Source organism: Kitasatospora sp. NBC_01560 (genome assembly GCF_045208415.1).
In the GTDB taxonomy this organism is placed as follows: domain Bacteria; phylum Actinomycetota; class Actinomycetes; order Streptomycetales; family Streptomycetaceae; genus Kitasatospora.
Map to the genome: position 1 here is coordinate 9,504,250 of NZ_CP109364.1, position 14,193 is coordinate 9,518,442.

At 73.8% G+C, this 14,193-nt stretch carries 16 protein-coding genes; 8 read left to right on the plus strand and 8 right to left on the minus strand.

What is annotated here, in order from left to right:
• Positions 1-456: 456 nt before the first annotated feature.
• Positions 457-1,356: a MarR family winged helix-turn-helix transcriptional regulator gene (locus tag OH807_RS40530; RefSeq protein WP_406210311.1), complete on the minus strand. Its 900-nt coding sequence runs from the start codon at positions 1,354-1,356 to the stop codon at positions 457-459.
• 376 nt (positions 1,357-1,732) lie between these two features.
• Between OH807_RS40530 and OH807_RS40535 the strand changes: the two genes are divergently transcribed.
• Complete coding sequence (locus OH807_RS40535) at positions 1,733-3,172, plus strand: MFS transporter (protein ID WP_406210313.1); 1,440 nt, start codon at positions 1,733-1,735, stop codon at positions 3,170-3,172.
• 93 nt (positions 3,173-3,265) lie between these two features.
• Complete coding sequence (locus OH807_RS40540) at positions 3,266-3,682, plus strand: hypothetical protein (RefSeq protein ID WP_406210315.1); 417 nt, start codon at positions 3,266-3,268, stop codon at positions 3,680-3,682.
• 179 nt (positions 3,683-3,861) lie between these two features.
• On the opposite strand, the gene OH807_RS40545 is transcribed toward OH807_RS40540, so the two are convergent.
• Genes OH807_RS40545 through OH807_RS40555 form a run of 3 tightly spaced genes read right to left on the minus strand, consistent with a single transcriptional unit; the run spans position 3,862 to position 4,952 of the window.
• Positions 3,862-4,188, minus strand: a complete 327-nt coding sequence (locus OH807_RS40545; RefSeq protein WP_406210317.1) for a hypothetical protein — start codon at positions 4,186-4,188, stop codon at positions 3,862-3,864.
• 33 nt (positions 4,189-4,221) lie between these two features.
• The gene (locus tag OH807_RS40550) at positions 4,222-4,542 is read right to left on the minus strand and encodes a hypothetical protein (RefSeq protein WP_406210319.1); all 321 of its coding nucleotides are present in this window, start codon (positions 4,540-4,542) and stop codon (positions 4,222-4,224) included.
• On the minus strand, positions 4,542-4,952 hold the full coding sequence (locus OH807_RS40555) for a hypothetical protein (protein WP_406210322.1): 411 nt from the start codon (positions 4,950-4,952) through the stop codon (positions 4,542-4,544). Before OH807_RS40555 ends, OH807_RS40550 begins: the two co-directional genes overlap by 1 nt.
• Before the next feature lie 117 nt (positions 4,953-5,069).
• Here OH807_RS40555 and OH807_RS40560 point away from each other — a divergent pair, with 117 nt between their 5' ends.
• The 3 genes from OH807_RS40560 to OH807_RS40570 all read left to right on the plus strand — a co-directional run bounded on the left by OH807_RS40560 (position 5,070) and on the right by OH807_RS40570 (position 6,969).
• Positions 5,070-5,657: a flavoprotein gene (locus OH807_RS40560; protein ID WP_406210325.1), complete on the plus strand. Its 588-nt coding sequence runs from the start codon at positions 5,070-5,072 to the stop codon at positions 5,655-5,657.
• Positions 5,658-6,085: 428 nt separating this feature from the next.
• Positions 6,086-6,406, plus strand: coding sequence for a hypothetical protein (locus tag OH807_RS40565; protein WP_406210328.1), 321 nt, complete (start codon positions 6,086-6,088; stop codon positions 6,404-6,406).
• Between the two features lie 2 nt (positions 6,407-6,408).
• A complete protein-coding gene (locus OH807_RS40570) occupies positions 6,409-6,969 on the plus strand; it encodes a hypothetical protein (RefSeq protein ID WP_406211443.1) in 561 nt (186 codons plus the stop codon).
• Between the two features lie 208 nt (positions 6,970-7,177).
• Here OH807_RS40570 and OH807_RS40575 read toward each other — a convergent pair whose 3' ends face one another.
• Positions 7,178-7,861 carry a TetR/AcrR family transcriptional regulator gene (locus OH807_RS40575; RefSeq protein ID WP_406210331.1) on the minus strand — a complete coding sequence of 228 codons (684 nt, stop codon included), beginning with the start codon at positions 7,859-7,861 and terminating at the stop codon, positions 7,178-7,180.
• A gap of 100 nt (positions 7,862-7,961) precedes the next feature.
• Between OH807_RS40575 and OH807_RS40580 the strand changes: the two genes are divergently transcribed.
• Positions 7,962-9,578, plus strand: a complete 1,617-nt coding sequence (locus tag OH807_RS40580; RefSeq protein WP_406210334.1) for an MFS transporter — start codon at positions 7,962-7,964, stop codon at positions 9,576-9,578.
• A gap of 165 nt (positions 9,579-9,743) precedes the next feature.
• Here OH807_RS40580 and OH807_RS40585 read toward each other — a convergent pair whose 3' ends face one another.
• On the minus strand, positions 9,744-10,982 hold the full coding sequence (locus OH807_RS40585) for an MFS transporter (protein WP_406210337.1): 1,239 nt from the start codon (positions 10,980-10,982) through the stop codon (positions 9,744-9,746).
• A gap of 72 nt (positions 10,983-11,054) precedes the next feature.
• On the opposite strand from OH807_RS40585, the gene OH807_RS40590 reads away from it, so the two are divergent.
• Positions 11,055-11,627 carry a CGNR zinc finger domain-containing protein gene (locus OH807_RS40590; protein WP_406210339.1) on the plus strand — a complete coding sequence of 191 codons (573 nt, stop codon included), beginning with the start codon at positions 11,055-11,057 and terminating at the stop codon, positions 11,625-11,627.
• A 108-nt stretch (positions 11,628-11,735) separates the two neighbouring features.
• The gene (locus tag OH807_RS40595) at positions 11,736-12,548 is read left to right on the plus strand and encodes a hypothetical protein (RefSeq protein ID WP_406210341.1); all 813 of its coding nucleotides are present in this window, start codon (positions 11,736-11,738) and stop codon (positions 12,546-12,548) included.
• A gap of 37 nt (positions 12,549-12,585) precedes the next feature.
• Here the strand turns inward: OH807_RS40595 and OH807_RS40600 are convergent, their stop codons facing one another.
• Together OH807_RS40600 and OH807_RS40605 are read right to left on the minus strand one after the other, a co-directional pair.
• On the minus strand, positions 12,586-13,230 hold the full coding sequence (locus OH807_RS40600) for a hypothetical protein (RefSeq protein ID WP_406210344.1): 645 nt from the start codon (positions 13,228-13,230) through the stop codon (positions 12,586-12,588).
• A 73-nt stretch (positions 13,231-13,303) separates the two neighbouring features.
• On the minus strand, positions 13,304-14,191 hold the full coding sequence (locus OH807_RS40605; protein ID WP_406210347.1) for an HAD family hydrolase: 888 nt from the start codon (positions 14,189-14,191) through the stop codon (positions 13,304-13,306).
• Between the last annotated feature and the right edge of the window lie 2 nt (positions 14,192-14,193).

The following is a 14,193-nucleotide window of genomic DNA, read 5'->3' on the forward strand; positions in this document are numbered from 1 at the left end:
GGGCGGGTCAGGCAGTCTCACTACGCGTAGCGGTGGCCGGAGGAGGCGCCCGCCGGTGCGTCCTCTCGGGAGGCGTGTGCGGGGCTTCGGCCCGGCGAGGCGGCCCTTGTCGACGACGTTTCGGGCCGACCGCCCGGCCGGTGGCGCTGGAGCACAGCTCCCTGGCATGTCCGCGGTCGAAAAATGGCAGGTCACAAGCCAGGTCACAAGCCTTTTCATGAGGCCGTGGCCGGTCTAGCATTCCCGTCACAGCAGTCCCACCACCCCCTTGAAGGGCTGCTGAGCAGACCGGCTGCGTCCGCGCGCGGCCGGTGCCTCCCACGGCCGGGACCCGGGGCGCCCCCCGTCCCCGCGGTCCCGGCCGACTGCCCTGCCATCACGCTCCGTGGCCGATCGCGGCGTCATGCGCGCCCGCGATCCACGAGGCGGGCAGCGATCACCGCGTCAGGGACGCGGTCAGGCGCCGTCGAGAGCCGCGCCGATCTTGGCGGCCATAGCGCTCATGGCGGGGCTTTCGCCGTTGCGGGTCTTGATCGCGGCGTCCACGGCGACCTGGATGACGGAGCGGAAGTTCTCGGCCTCGCCCGGGTCGATCTCCCCGAGCAGGGCGACGGATGCGGCGAGGGCGGGGAAGACCTGGTCGGCGACCTCGGCGGTGGACTTGCCGAGTTTCATGCCCCGGGGCTTCTCGGCCAGGATGCGGCCGGTCAGCCCGGTGGCGGAGGACAGGGCCTTCCCCGCGGCCATGCCGGCCCGGGCGGAGGAGAACGCCCCGGGGTCGGCGGCGGCCATCAGGCTGACGACGCCGTGCGCCGCCGTCTGGACGGTCAGTTTCTGGCTGCGGGTCAGGGCCGTCTCCCCGCCGGTCGGCCGCGAGCCCGGCCGGGAGGCGGTCAGCCGGGTGGTCGCCTCGCGCTGGATGCCGGCGCTGGCCCCCAGGAAGTCGACGATCGTGGCCAGTTCGGCGTCGCTGAAGCGCGCGCAGAGTCCGTCCATGCCACGGAGAAAGTGTTCGAAGTGGGGGGCGAGGGCGTCGGTGGAGCCTTCGGCGGCCTCGATGAGCACGCTGCGCCCGTCGTTGGGGTTGGGGATGCGGCGGGCGAAGCCCTTGCGCTGGAGCCGGTCGACCAGGCCGGTGATCGAGGCCGGCGCCAGGCCCGCGTGCTCGCCGAGCTCACGGGCGGTCAGCGGGCCGAACCGCTGGAGCAGGTCGATGGCCTTCTCCTCGGTGCTGCTGAGGCCGTGCAGCTGCGCGAGCGCGCTGTGGTACATGACCGCAGCCGTGCTGAGCTCTCTCCCGGCCGCGTGGAGCCGGGCCATCAGTTCGCCGCGCGAGGGCTGGTCGGTGCTCGTCATGGACCCAAGGCTAGCAAACTGTTTCGGCGCATCGAACTACTTGCTATGCTTCTTTCGTCCGAACGAAATAGTTCGTGGTGGTGCCCCCTGCCTGTCGGCCGCTCCATCCGGCCAGGGCCTCGCGGTATCCGCCCCTCGAAGCGTCGCGACGTCGAACCCCGTGCGCTCGTGCCCTCGCACCCTCGAACGATCGAAGAAGGCCATGCCCGAACACCGCACTCCCACGTCCACACCCGATGCCACGCCCACTCCCACGCCTGCGCCCACGCCGACTTCCGCGCCTGCGACCGCCGAACCGCCCCCGCCCGCTGCCGCCGCGTCCCCGGGAGCTGCGTCCCCGGGGGCCGCGCCCGTCCACCGCCGGCGCGGCCTGGCGATGTTCGTCCTGATCGTCGCGTCGTTCATGGACCTGCTCGACACCACCATCGTCAACGTCGGCCTCCCCGCCGTCCGGAACGACCTGCACGCCACCCCCGGCCAGCTCGAATGGGTCGTCGGCGGCTACACCCTGGCGTTCGCGGTCGTGCTGATCACCGGCGGGCGCCTGGGCGACATCCTCGGGCGCAGGACGATGTTCCTCACGGGCGTGGCCGGCTTCACCGCCTCCTCCCTGGCCGCCGCCCTCGCACAGAACGGCGACATGCTCGTCGCCGCCCGCGTCGTCCAGGGTGCCTTCGCCGCCTGCATGGTCCCCCAGGTCCTCGCCTCCGTGCAGGCCCTCTACCGGCCCAGGGAGCGCGCCGCCGTCCTCGGCGTCATCGGCGCCGTCTCGGGCCTGGCGGCCGTCGCCGGTCCGCTCGTCGGCGGCTGGCTGGTGTCCGCGGACGCCTTCGGCATCGGCTGGCGCAGCATCTTCGTCATCAACGTCCCCGTCGGCCTCGCCCTGTTCACCGCCGCCCGGAGCCTGGTGCCCAACACCCGCTCGGCCCACCCGCTGCGCCTGGACGTCCCCGGCCTGCTGCTGGCCTCCGCCGGTCTGTTCCTGCTGGTCTTCCCGCTGGTCGAGGGCCGCGGGGCGGGCTGGCCGGTCTGGATCCGGTTGATGCTCGCCGCCTCCCCGCTCGTACTGGGCGTGTTCGTGGTGAACCAGCGGCGCCGGATGCGCCGGGGCGGCTCGCCGCTGGCGCCGATGCACCTGTTCGCGGACCGGGGCTTCACCTCCGGCAGCCTCGTCCAGCTGTGCTTCTCCGCCGCGATGGCCGGTTTCTTCCTGATCCTCGCACTCTACCTCCAGCTCGGCCTGCACTTCTCCGCGATGGCGTCCGGTCTGACGCTGCTGCCGTTCACCGCGGGCGCCTTCCTCGGCTCCGCCGTCTCCGTGCCGCTCGCCCCGAGGGCCGGCAAGCCGCTGGTGATCGTCGGAGCCCTGATGCAGGCGGGCGGCATCGCCTGGGCGCGTCAGGTGGTGGACTCCCAGGGCGGCCACCTGTCGGGCTGGGACTTGCTGTGGCCGCTCGCCCTCGCCGGCCTGGGGCTCGGCTTCCTGGTCGTGCCGCTGGTCGACCTGGCACTCGCCACCGTCGACGTCCGGGACGCGGGCGCCGCCTCGGGCGTCTACAGCACCTTCCAGCAGTTCGGTGCGGCCCTCGGCGTCGCCGTCGCTGGGGCGGTCTTCTTCGGCCGGAGTCACAACGGCTACGACCCCGCCGTGCTGCGGACCGCCCTGCTGGCGGCGGCCCCGGTCTGCGTCGGCGGTTACCTGCTCGCCGCGGTGGCCGGGGCGTTCCTGCCCGCCGGCCGCCTCGCCCGTCACGACCTCCCCGAGGTCGCGGGTGAGGAGGACGGTGCGCACGAGCCCGTGCCCGCCACCCGCTGACCGACCTTCACCCGCCCACCCCGGTTCCGCGCGCTCGCCGAGCGCACACCCGAACGTGCGCACCGAGCGCACGCACAAGAAAGGAAAACCGCCATGTCCGACACCGCCGGCGTGCTGACCGCCGAGGACAAGCTGACCGTCCGGACCGCCGCCCACGGCGTCGCGGGCCTGATGGCCGCCGCCGACCCCGGCGCGATCTCCTCCACCAGGGCCGGCGTGGCCGCCGGCAAGGCCCTCGGCTCCGCCACCGGGCTGGTCGGCCGCCTTCTCGCGGAGCACCCGAAGGGCATGAAGCTCGGCGGGAAGTCCACGGCCGAGGTCGCGGACCAGGTGTTCGACGCCATCCGCCGTTCGCTGGAGCTGCTGGCGGCCAAGGCCCCCGACGAGGTCGACAACTTCCGGGCCACCCTGACCGTCGCCGTCCGGGCCGCCCAGCACGCCCGCCCGTCCGCCAACCCCGCCCAGGCCGCGATGGCCGACAAGATCACGGCCCTCCTCGACGGCTCCTGAGCACCCCCGCCGCGCCTCTGCGCGCAGCCCCCTCGGACGGGAGGCTGCGCGCACAGGCGCGGCGGGCCGCGGTGCGACGTCGGCCCGGAGTGCCGGAGTGCCCGGAGTACCGGAGTGCTGCGTGGTGGAGCGGCGGGCCGGGCGGGCCCCGGTCGGGCGGGCGGCGCCGAGAGGCCCTCTCAGCCGGAAGCGTGCGGACTGTGCTCCAGGACGAGTTGCGCCATCCGCTGGTACCGCCGCCAGAACCGCAGGTCGTCCTCCTCGGTGAGCGCGGGGAGCGCCCGCTCCAGCTCGTGGAGAAGCGCCCTGACGGTGCGCAGGTGCCGGCCGTCGAAGGAGTCGCGGTGGAACAGCCAGGTGTGGAGACAGCCCGAGAGCCTGACGTCGAGTGCGGCCAGGTCGACACCTGCGGGCTCGGCCGCGTTCAGCCGTGCGGACGGCTGCTCGCTCCTGGACTCGTGCCACAACCGGGACACCACGGCCTCGGGCTCGTCGGTTGGCTGCATGGCGCTCAGTGTCGTGCAGCCGTCGCCGGCGTGTCACCCGGATTCCGGGCATCCGCCGGAGCGGGTCGGGGCGCCGGTGCCGCCGCCGAACAGCTCCCGTCCGTGCTCGGACGGAGGCCGCGCAACGATCCCCGGGGCCGAGCGGGGAGCAACTGCCACCTCGCTCGTCCACGACCGGCGGTAGCCGCCCGTTGGCGCGTTCGGACCCGGTCGGCCGGACGCGGCGGCCTTGATCGCGGTCTCCAGCAGCATCGCGTGACGGGTGACCACGGCGGTGGCCGAGGGAAGCAGCTCCACGGCCTGCGCTTCCAAGCGGGCCGCGAGGACCGCGGCGTTGCTGCTCACCGACGCCATCAGCCCGCCACCTCGACCGGCTCGCCGGGCTGCCGCTTGCCCGACGCCCACTCGGCGAGCTGGGTGAGCAGCGCCCGCGCGAACTCGTGCGGGGCGCCGTCGAGGAGGTCGTGCCGGGCGAGGACGGCCCGTTCGACCTCGGCGTCGTCGAGCGCGGCAAGGAACCGGGCGGCGGCCGGGCCCGGCGCGGGGTCCTCGCCGACGAGAACGCGCGCTACGCCGTCGAAGTCCGTGTCGTCGGACGGCTTGAGGAGGAGCAGCACCTCCGGGGGCTGCCCGGCGGCGTGCCGCGGCTGGTACTCGCGGACCTGGTCGGAGATGTTGCGGCCGTTGATCTCCAGGACGGCGGCCGGGCCGGACGCCTGGATGCGGGCACGCGGAAGCTCGGGAGGTATGGGGGTGGGGGTCATGATCCCGAGCGTAGAAGCCGCTACAGACACCCCGGCCTGGAGCACAGGTCTCGGCTCCCGGCGGCACGAGTCGGGAAGTGGCGGACAGCAGGGCGGCGACGGCGGCAGACTTCCCCCGTGAACTGGATCCCGGGCCTTCCGGCCGGCATTGAAGCGAAACGCGCCAAGTACGACACGGTGCTTCGCACCGGATCGCTACCCGCTCACCAACTGCCCACCTGGGCACAGGAAGTCGAGGAAGAGGTCCTTCAACGGGCGTGGTGGCGGCTACCGAGACACCCCCGGTCCCCTGGAAGCCGCCACACGTCCCTTACTGGAGCACAACCTCGTCCAGGTGAGTCACCCCCGCCACCGCAACGGTGCTCGCCTCACCCGGCCGTCGCAGGGAGCGCGCTCGGCCTGTCGAAGGACCTCCTCCAGCGGGCCGCGAGTGTGACCCTGAAGGAGCGCCGCCCCCTGGTCGTGTGCGTGCGCGAGACCCCGCTGAACGGCACCACGCTGAAGCACCTGGTGGAGCTGGACACGCAGGGCGCCGTCGTCCTGCCGGCATCGCCGGGCTTCTACGCCGGCGACTCCACCGTCCGCGAGCTGGTCGACTTCGTCGCTGGCCGGGTCCTGGACGCGGTCGGCGTGCCGCACCAGCTGTACCGGTGCTGGGAGGGCCGGCTCGGAGCCGCCGCAGCCGCCAGCAGCGACGCAACGTAGCCCGACCGACCGGTGCGGGCGGACTGGGCAAGAGCCCGAGTCCGCCCGCACCTCGCTGCCTGCTGCCCGGCCGCGGGGCACAGTCCGGACCGCCCCGGCGTGCCGGTGGGTGGCGACCAGTTCACGGCGGCCATGCAGCACTTCGGCGACCAGGTGAAAGGCGTCCGGGGCGTCTGGGACGACTCGCGCGATCTCCGGTCCAACCTGGACAAGCTCAACGAGCTGCTGCGGAGCAATCCGCTCCTGTCCAACGGGGAAGCGGCGCGCGGTACGTTCACGGGCAAGACGGCGGGACGCGAGGGCCGGCCGCAGAAGTACACGCGGGTCGAGGTCGTGGAACTCGTCGGGACCAGGGGGAACTACACCTCCGTCGAGGTGATCTTCCGGCCGGAACGACCGGTGACGGACCCATGGGAAGGAGCCACATCATGCCCGCGTTCCACGAGGCCGGTTTCGACCGCCGCGAGTTCGTACTGCGGCTGCGGGACCACGGCAGGAAGAGCGGATCGACGCTCGACACACTGTGGTGGCTGTCCTCCGAGCTGGGCGCCGACGACGGCACCCCCCGGAAGACGTACTTCATGTTCGACATCCTCTGCGAGGCGTTCGAGATGAGGATCTCGGGTGCCTCGGCCGCGACAGCGTGGCACCGCCTCGACCTCGGGGGCTCGCTGTCGGACGAGCGTGTCCTGACCCGGCTCGGGCCGCGGCTCGTGCCCAGGACAGTGGACATCGTCTTCGTGCCTTGAGCATGCCCGCGCCCGGCACGGAAGGGGGCGCCCCGCGGACTGCATACCCCGCCGCCGTCCACGCCGTCGCCGCGTCGGGCGCCAACGCGCGGGCCATGGCCCCCGGCAGCCACCCCTCACCCGACCCCGACTGGACCACCCCCGCCGCCCACGGTCTCGGTGGCCGCTACCGCTCCGCCGCCGTCCTCGCCGGTACGGCGAATGAGTCGGGCCCCGTCGCCGCCGACCTCGACGGCAGCCCCGGCACCAGCCTGCCGCACGCCTGGACCGACCCTGCCCGGACGCACTCCACCCTCGACCTCCCCGCCGGCGGCCGGATCCTGCTCGGCCCACCCGCCTGGCGTGGGCCGGCCGACGCCGCAGGCCTGCGCCACGCCGATCCCGGGCCCGAGTTCGCCGTCCTCGCCGGTACCGGCCCCGACGGCGCCGTCCTCGTCCGCCCCGACGGCCACATCGCCCGGCGCTCCACCGACGGGACGGACACCGGCCCGGCGGACCGGGCCGCGGCCGTCGGCGCTGCCCTGCGCCGACGGCCGTTCCGTGGTACCCCCGCAGCCGGGTAGCCCGGTCGGCGCGGCGGCCGGGGACGGCGGCCCGCCCGGAGCAGGGACGAGTCGTGTGCGGGGCCCCGGGAAGCCCCCCTCGGCACGTCGGGCACGTCGGGCACGTCTCGGGCACGTCGGGCACGTCGGGCACGTCTCGGGCACGTCGGGCACGTCGAGGAGGGGAGGAGCGGGAGGAGGTGGACGACGGCCGGCTTCGCCGGGTGGGTCAGGGGTTGATGCGGCCGAGGCGGCGGGTCATCCGGTCGACGGTGTCGGTGGGGGGCCAGGGGAAGTCGGGGAGGTCGGCGCGGAGGGTGACCTGGCCGTGCAGGGCCGTCCAGATGGTCACGGCGTCGGCGAAGGGGTCGGTGCTGGCCGAGCGGCCGGCGCGCACGCAGGCGTCGAGGTTGTCGACGAGGGTCTGGAAGGCGTCGAGCCCCTGGTTACCGGGAACGTCGGCGGCGGGGGCGCCGGGCTTGGGGCGGGCCCAGCCGAAGAGGACGCGGTAGCGGGCGGGTTCGCGGACGCCGAAATCGACGTAGGCGGCGCAGCCCGCGAGCAGTGCCTCGACCGGGTCGTCGTGCGCCGCGACGGCAGCGTTGATCGCCTGGTGGAGCTGTGTGATCGCTTCGACGACGACCGCTTCGACGATGGCGTCCCGGTCGGGGAAGTGCGCGTAGATCGAGGGGGCGGCGATGCCGACCTCGCGCGCCACGGAGCGCAGCGTGACGGCCTGGTCCGAGCCGGTGCGCACGATGAGGGCGGTGGCCGCCCGGATGATCTCCTCGCGCAGGAGCAGGCCCTGTCCGCGCCGGTTCCGCGGCCGGGTCGAGGCGTCCTCGCCCTGGTCGTCGGGGTGGTCGGTGACGGCGGCGGGGTGGTCGGTGGCGGCGGTGGGGGCCTTCTTCATGGCGGCAACTTTACAGGTGTTAGTCGATCGCTGTAGCGTCCGGAGCGCGAAGCTAACAGCCGTAAGCTTACGGAAATAACCTTACGTCGATTGGGACGTCATGAGCATCGAGGACACACCCGCCCCGGAGTCCGGTCACCCGCGCCGCAGGCCCGCACTGGCGGCGCTCTGCCTGGCACTGGTCGTCACCACCATCGACAACACCGTGCTCAACACGGCCCTGCCCGCACTGGCCGAGGCACTGTCGGCCTCCACCGCCGACCTTCAGTGGATCAACAACGCCTACACCCTGGTGTTCGCCGCGATGCTGATCACCGCGGGCAGCCTCGGTGCCCGGCTGGGGCACCGCCGTGCCCTGGTGGGCGGTCTGACGGTGCTGGCCCTGGCCTCGGCATCGGCCGCGCTGTCCGGATCGACCGGGCAACTCATCGCGTTCCGCGCACTGATGGGGCTGGGCGCGGCCTTCGTCATGCCGGCCACCCTCTCGATCATCGTGGCGCTGTTCGGTCCACGGGAGCGCGGCAGGGCCATCGCCGTCTGGTCCGCGACCGCCGGCATCGGCATCGTGGCCGGCCCGGTCACCGGCGGGCTGCTGCTCGACCACTTCGCCTGGAGCAGCGTCTTCTGGGTCAACGTGCCGCTGGTCGTCGTCGCCCTGACTGCCGCCCTGCTGCTGGTCCCAGCCCTGCCGGGCCGCCGCGCCGGCCGCCTCGACATCCCCGGACTGCTGCTCTCGGCAACCGGCCTGGCCGCCCTGGTCGACCTGGTCGTCCAGGGCCCCGAACGCGGCTGGCTGTCGGCCGGCACCGTCGTCGAGGCCTGCGCGGCGGCCGCGCTGCTCACGGCGTTCGCCTGCTGGGAACTGCGGACCGCCCACCCGATGGTCGACGTGCGGCTGTTCGCCGACCGGACGTTCAGCGTCGCGAGCGGCATCCTCGGGATCACCTTCTTCGCCCTGTTCGGGCTGCTGTTCGGCTACACCCAGTACCTCCAACTCGTCCACGGCTTCAGCCCGTTCGAGGCCGGCCTCGGTGCTCTGCCGTTCGCGCTGTCGATGGCGGCCACCGCCGCCACCAGCGACCGCAGCACCGCCCGCTTCGGCCCCCGGAACACCATCGCCGCCGGACTCGCCGTCATGGCCGCCGGGCTGGCGGGTCTCTCCTTCGTCACCGCCGGTACGCCGTTCGCCGTGCTCGCCCTCACCATGGGCGCGGTGGGCGCGGGGATGGGCCTCGTGATGGCACCGGCCAGCACGGCGAGCATGGCCGCCGTCCCGCGCGAGAAGGCGCCGATGGCGAGCTCGGTGAACAGCGTGGTCCGCGAACTGGGCGGCGCCCTGGGCATCGCGGTGATCGGCACCGTCGTCTCCGCCTCCTACCGGTCGCACCTGGCCGCCGCCCTGCCGGGCGCACCCGCGCGGGCCGCCGACGACCTCACGTCCGCCCACCTCGTCGCCGCCGAGCTGCTCCCCGGCCCGGCCGGTCAGCTGATCGCCGCCGCGAACGAGGCGTTCACCGCCGCGATGGACCGGGGCACGCTCCTCTGCGCCCTGGTCGCTCTGCTCGGGTCGGCGGCGGCCCTCGCCCGGCTGCGCCGCCGACCGATCACCCGGACGCCGGCCGGGACGCCGGCCGGGACGCCGGCTGGGACGCCGGACCAGGCCCCTGCGAGGGCGCTGGAGAAGGGCGAGGTCCCGGTGCCGTCCCACGGCGAGTGAGCGCCGCGCCGACGCTTGTTGCACGCCGCCCCCCGGCTCGGCAGGTGCCCGCTGCCACGCCGGTGCCGGGCGGGTCGGCGCTGCGGTCTGCGCCGGAGGGGATCGGCCTCGCCCGCCCGTCCGCCGTGTGCGGATCCCGTGCGGTGACGGGACGGACGGCAGTCGTCAGGCAGGGTCCGGGGTCCGGTGGCGGGTCGGCTCCGTATCGCCGTGAACGTCGCGAATATCGCGATCGTCGCCGAGGCGCGGGGGCTCCGGCGTCACCCGGAGATGCAGTCCGGCGAGCAGCAGGAAGAGCGCGGCCGTGGTGGACCACAGTGCGGTCGTCCCGGTGCGGTCGAGCAGTTGGGTGCCGAGGAGGGGCGCGAGGGTCGCGGCGACGCCCCAGCTGGTGCCGAACGCGGCCAGGTAGCGGCCGGTCCCACCGGGCGGCGCGAGGTCGGTGACGAGTGCGTAGACGCGGCCGATGACCAGCAGGTCGCCGAGGCCCCACACGACGGCGGAGGCGAGGAGTGCGGGCAGGCTGTGGGCGAGGGCGTAGCCCGTGATGCCCGCGGCGAGCAGGAGATGGGCGAGGGCGAGCGCGACGGGCGTGCGGAGCCGGTTCGTCCAGGGCAGGCGGACCAGCGGCTGGGCGAGCACGGTGGTGGCCGCGGTGGCGGTGAACAGCAGCCCGGCGTCGGCGGCGGGCAGTCCCTGCCGTGCGAGTGCGAGCGGCAGGGTCATCACGGTCTGCTGGTGGAGCAGGGCGTAGAGGGTTCCGGTGGCCAGGATGCTGAGCAGGGCGCGGTCCCGCAGCGGTCGTACGGCGGGGCGGTCCCGGTCCGGTCCGGGCGGTGCCGGCCGGTCGTGCGGAAGGGCCAGCCGGATCAGCAGCGCGCAGGTCAGGCAGGTCGCGGCGTCGGCGACGAAGAGCCAGCGCAGGTCCCAGCGTCCGAGCAGGGCGGCGAGCAGCCCGGCGCCCGCAGCGCCCGCCGCGAGCGCCGCGCTGAGCAGGCTGAACGCGCGGACCCGTTGCCGCTGCGGCACGGACTCGCCGATGAGCGCCTGGCTCGGCGGCTCGTACAGTTCGAAGGCCAGTCCGAGCAGCACCGCCGCGGCGGCGGCTCCGGCGAGCGACGTGGCGGCCGCGATGGCCAGCTGGGCCACGGCGCAGCCGCAGAGCCCGAGCATGATGGTCGTGCGCCGGCCGAGCCGGTCGGCCAGTCTCCCGCCGGCCAGCCGGGAGGGGATCGTCGCGAGCCCGAAGGCGGCGCCGACCAGTCCGGCGGTGGTCAGGCTCGCGCCGTGGTCGGTGCTGATCAGCGCGGTGAGGAAGGGCAGGGAGAAGGCGCCGAGCTGGTTGACGACCCGGGCGAGCAGCAGCAGGCGGACGGTTCGGGGTAACGGTTCGGAGTGGGCCACGGCACCTCGTCACTGGTCAATGCTCTATGGTCAGTGACGGGAACGGTAGGCGGGCGAGAGGTAACCGGTCAAGTGTTGTTCGACAGTCACATGCGCATCCTGCTCGACGCCTCGGTGGCGCTCGTCAACGCCCTGACCGACGGTGAGGCGCGCGGTCGTCGTCACACCGCTCCCGAGGGCGCGGAGCGGGTCGGGGCGGTCCGTGCGGCCCTCGCCGCGGGGGAGGGCCTGGAGCTCGGCGAGGCCGACCGGCTGGCCGGCACCGCCCGCGTCCTGCGGACCGTGTTCGAGGCCGTGGCCGCCGACCGCCTCGACGACGCCGCCCGGGCGCTGAACGCACTCCTGCGCGAGACCGGCGCCCGCCCCCAGCTCGACCGGACTCCCGGCGAGCCGTGGCAGGTCCACTTCCACGGCGGGGCCGACTCCTACGCCGTCAACTGGAGCGCCGGCTGCGCCACCGGCCTCGCCATGGTGCTGGGCGGCGACCATGCCGGACGCCTCGGCGTCTGCGGAGCCCCGCACTGCGACCGGGTGTACGTCGACACGTCCCGCAACGCCGGCCGCCAGTTCTGCTCGACGCCGTGCCAGAACCGGGTCAAGGCAGCGGCGTTCCGTGCCCGCCGCGGCACCGGCGACGACGCGTGAGCGCCGGCCGCTCGCCCGGGTCCGTCCGGGGGAAAACCCGGTCGTGCCGGGTGGGATCCGCCGGATACGGTCGTGCACCGGACAGGCGGACGTGGAATGCGGGGCGGGATGGCAGGAATCCGGGTCGTGGTGTGTCTGCCGGCGTCTGCGCGCGATGACCTCGCCGGGGCGCTCGCGCGGGCGATGGCGCCGTTCGAGATGTTCAGCAATCCCCAGTGGCGGTTCATCTGGGACTCGTGGCTGATCCGCGGAGGCAGTGACGGCAGCGGGTTCTCGGTCCTGTCCGGGTTCCACGACAGCCCGTTGCTGATCCACGATGCCCCTCGCCACGACGGCACGCCGCTTCCGAGCCCGCCCGGCATGTGCGCCGGCGGGCCCCGGGGGATGCTCGACCTGACGGAGTACCGGGTGCTCTCGCAGCGGAGGGCGACGGTTCGTGCCGGTGCGGGCGGCCCGTGGGACCTCTGGCACCGGCTGGCCCCCGAACACCCGCCGATGCTGCCGTGGTCGGTGTTCCAGGCCCGGCGCATCGAGGATCCGGAGGGCTTCTCGACGGAGCGGATGATGGCCGACTACACGGCACAGCCACTTCTCCGGGCCTTCGCCGCCGATCCGCTCAGCCAGATCCCGGGGCGCCGCGAGATCCGGTGGTTGCGCGACCAGGTCGGCCTCGTCGGGGCGCTCGACGGTGAGCGGTCCGCGTTCGTGCGCCGGATGACCAACACCGTTGATCAGCCCGACGTGCTCACGCTCGACGGCTGGTGGATCGAGGACGGGACCCGTCCCGTGCACGGGCTCTGCGAGGACGAGGAGACCTGCCCGCACATGGCGGACGGATGGCACCACCAGCACGACCTCGGCGGCTACCTGGACGCGCTTGCCGACGACGTCCTCCTGGTCAGGCTCAAGGGCCACGGATAGCCCGCACCCGGGCCCATCACCCGGGACGCACGCCCGGTCAGTTCGGGGTGGGCCACGTCCGGAGGAGCTTGCGGGCGGCTCCGCTGTTGCCCAGCCGGTAGACGGCGACGGCGGCCGGGCGGACGGTGAAGGCCTCGAACGGCTCGGCCTCGATGGTCCTGAGGTCGTCGAGAGTGGCGAAGCCGACGGTGATGTGGGCGGTGTACCGGTCGGGGCCGATCTGGGCGGGGACGTAGCCGTCGACCCAGTCGAGGGTGCTCCGGCTGATGCCCTCGCCCGGGTCGGTGACGAAGGCGGCGGCGGTGCCACCGGACTCGGTGAACGGGGAGACCGCCTCCAGCAGGGCGGCCTGGAAGGCTAGGGCCCCCGGGCCGGGACGCAGCAGGACGACCGCGAGGCCCTGCCCGGGCACGCCCCAGTCGGCGTGTGCGACGGCGACGGCCCGGTAGGAGAGGGTGCGCGTGTCGGTCGCGGCCAGGGTCCGCTCGACGGCGTCGTGCACCTCGTCCAGCTCGGCCGTCCGGACGTAGCGCTGGAGGGTGGTGACGTGCGGCTGGTGGGAGGCGTCCAGGGCGAAGCCGTCCGGGACGCTCTCGCGCATCCGGGCGTTCCAGGCGTGGGCGTGCCGCACGGTCGCCCCGTCCGGCTCGACGAGCACGTCGACGGCGGTCAGATCGGTCACCGTGTCCTCCTGAGCAGAAGAAGCCGGAACGGGCCGGAGCAGGTCAGGGCAGGTCAGGGCAGGTCAGGGCAGGTCAGAACAGGGCCGTCCAGTCGTCCTTCATGCTCACCACGGTCCAGCCGAGCCGCTCGGCCGCGGCGAGCGAGGCCTCGGCGCCCTTGGTGTACGCGTACTCCCGCCGGTCGTCGTCGTGGCGGACGAGCAGGGCGAACGCGGCGCTGCGGAGCATCTCGATGTCGACGTCGGCGTTGCCGCCCGCGAAGGCCGGCAGCCGCCCGGTGTGGGCGAAGATGTGCTCGGGCTTGCCCGGCCCCAGATTCAGGCCGCCCTCCAGCTCGCGGGAGCGGACGATCCGACCGCCGGTGTAGGTGTAACCGGCCGCCGAGCCGATGACGTTCTCCTTGAGGACTCCCCAGGTGTCCTCGGCGAACACGCGCATGAAGTCCCGGCCGCCGCCCGAGCACACGAAGACCCGGAACCCCTTCGCCCGCAACAGGTCGAACAGCTCCAGCATCGGCCGGTAGACCAGCTCCACGTAGGGGACGCCGAACCGCGGATCCCGCACCGTCCTGGTCCACTCCCGCACCTGCGCGTCGAACTCCCCGGGGGTCGTGCCCGCCCACGAGCGCGTGAACGCCTCCAGCAGGGTCGCCACCGCCTCGGGCTCCTGCGTCGCCAAGGCCTCGAAGAACCCCTGGTCGCGTTCCACGAGCGCCTTGTACGGCTGGCGCGCCGCGAGCGAGGGGTCGGCCTTCACCTCCGCCTCCCAGATGCGGAACACGAAGTCGAACTGCGGCGGCAGTGGCTGCTCGACCCAGAGCGTGCCGTCGTTGTCGAACGCGGCGACCCGGTCGGCCGGCTCGACGAACGCCGTCCCGGGTGTCGTCGCCCCGTGCACGTAGTCCAGGATCGCCTGCCTGGCCGGCCCGTCGTTCCAGCTCGCCAGCACCTGCTCGCTCACGG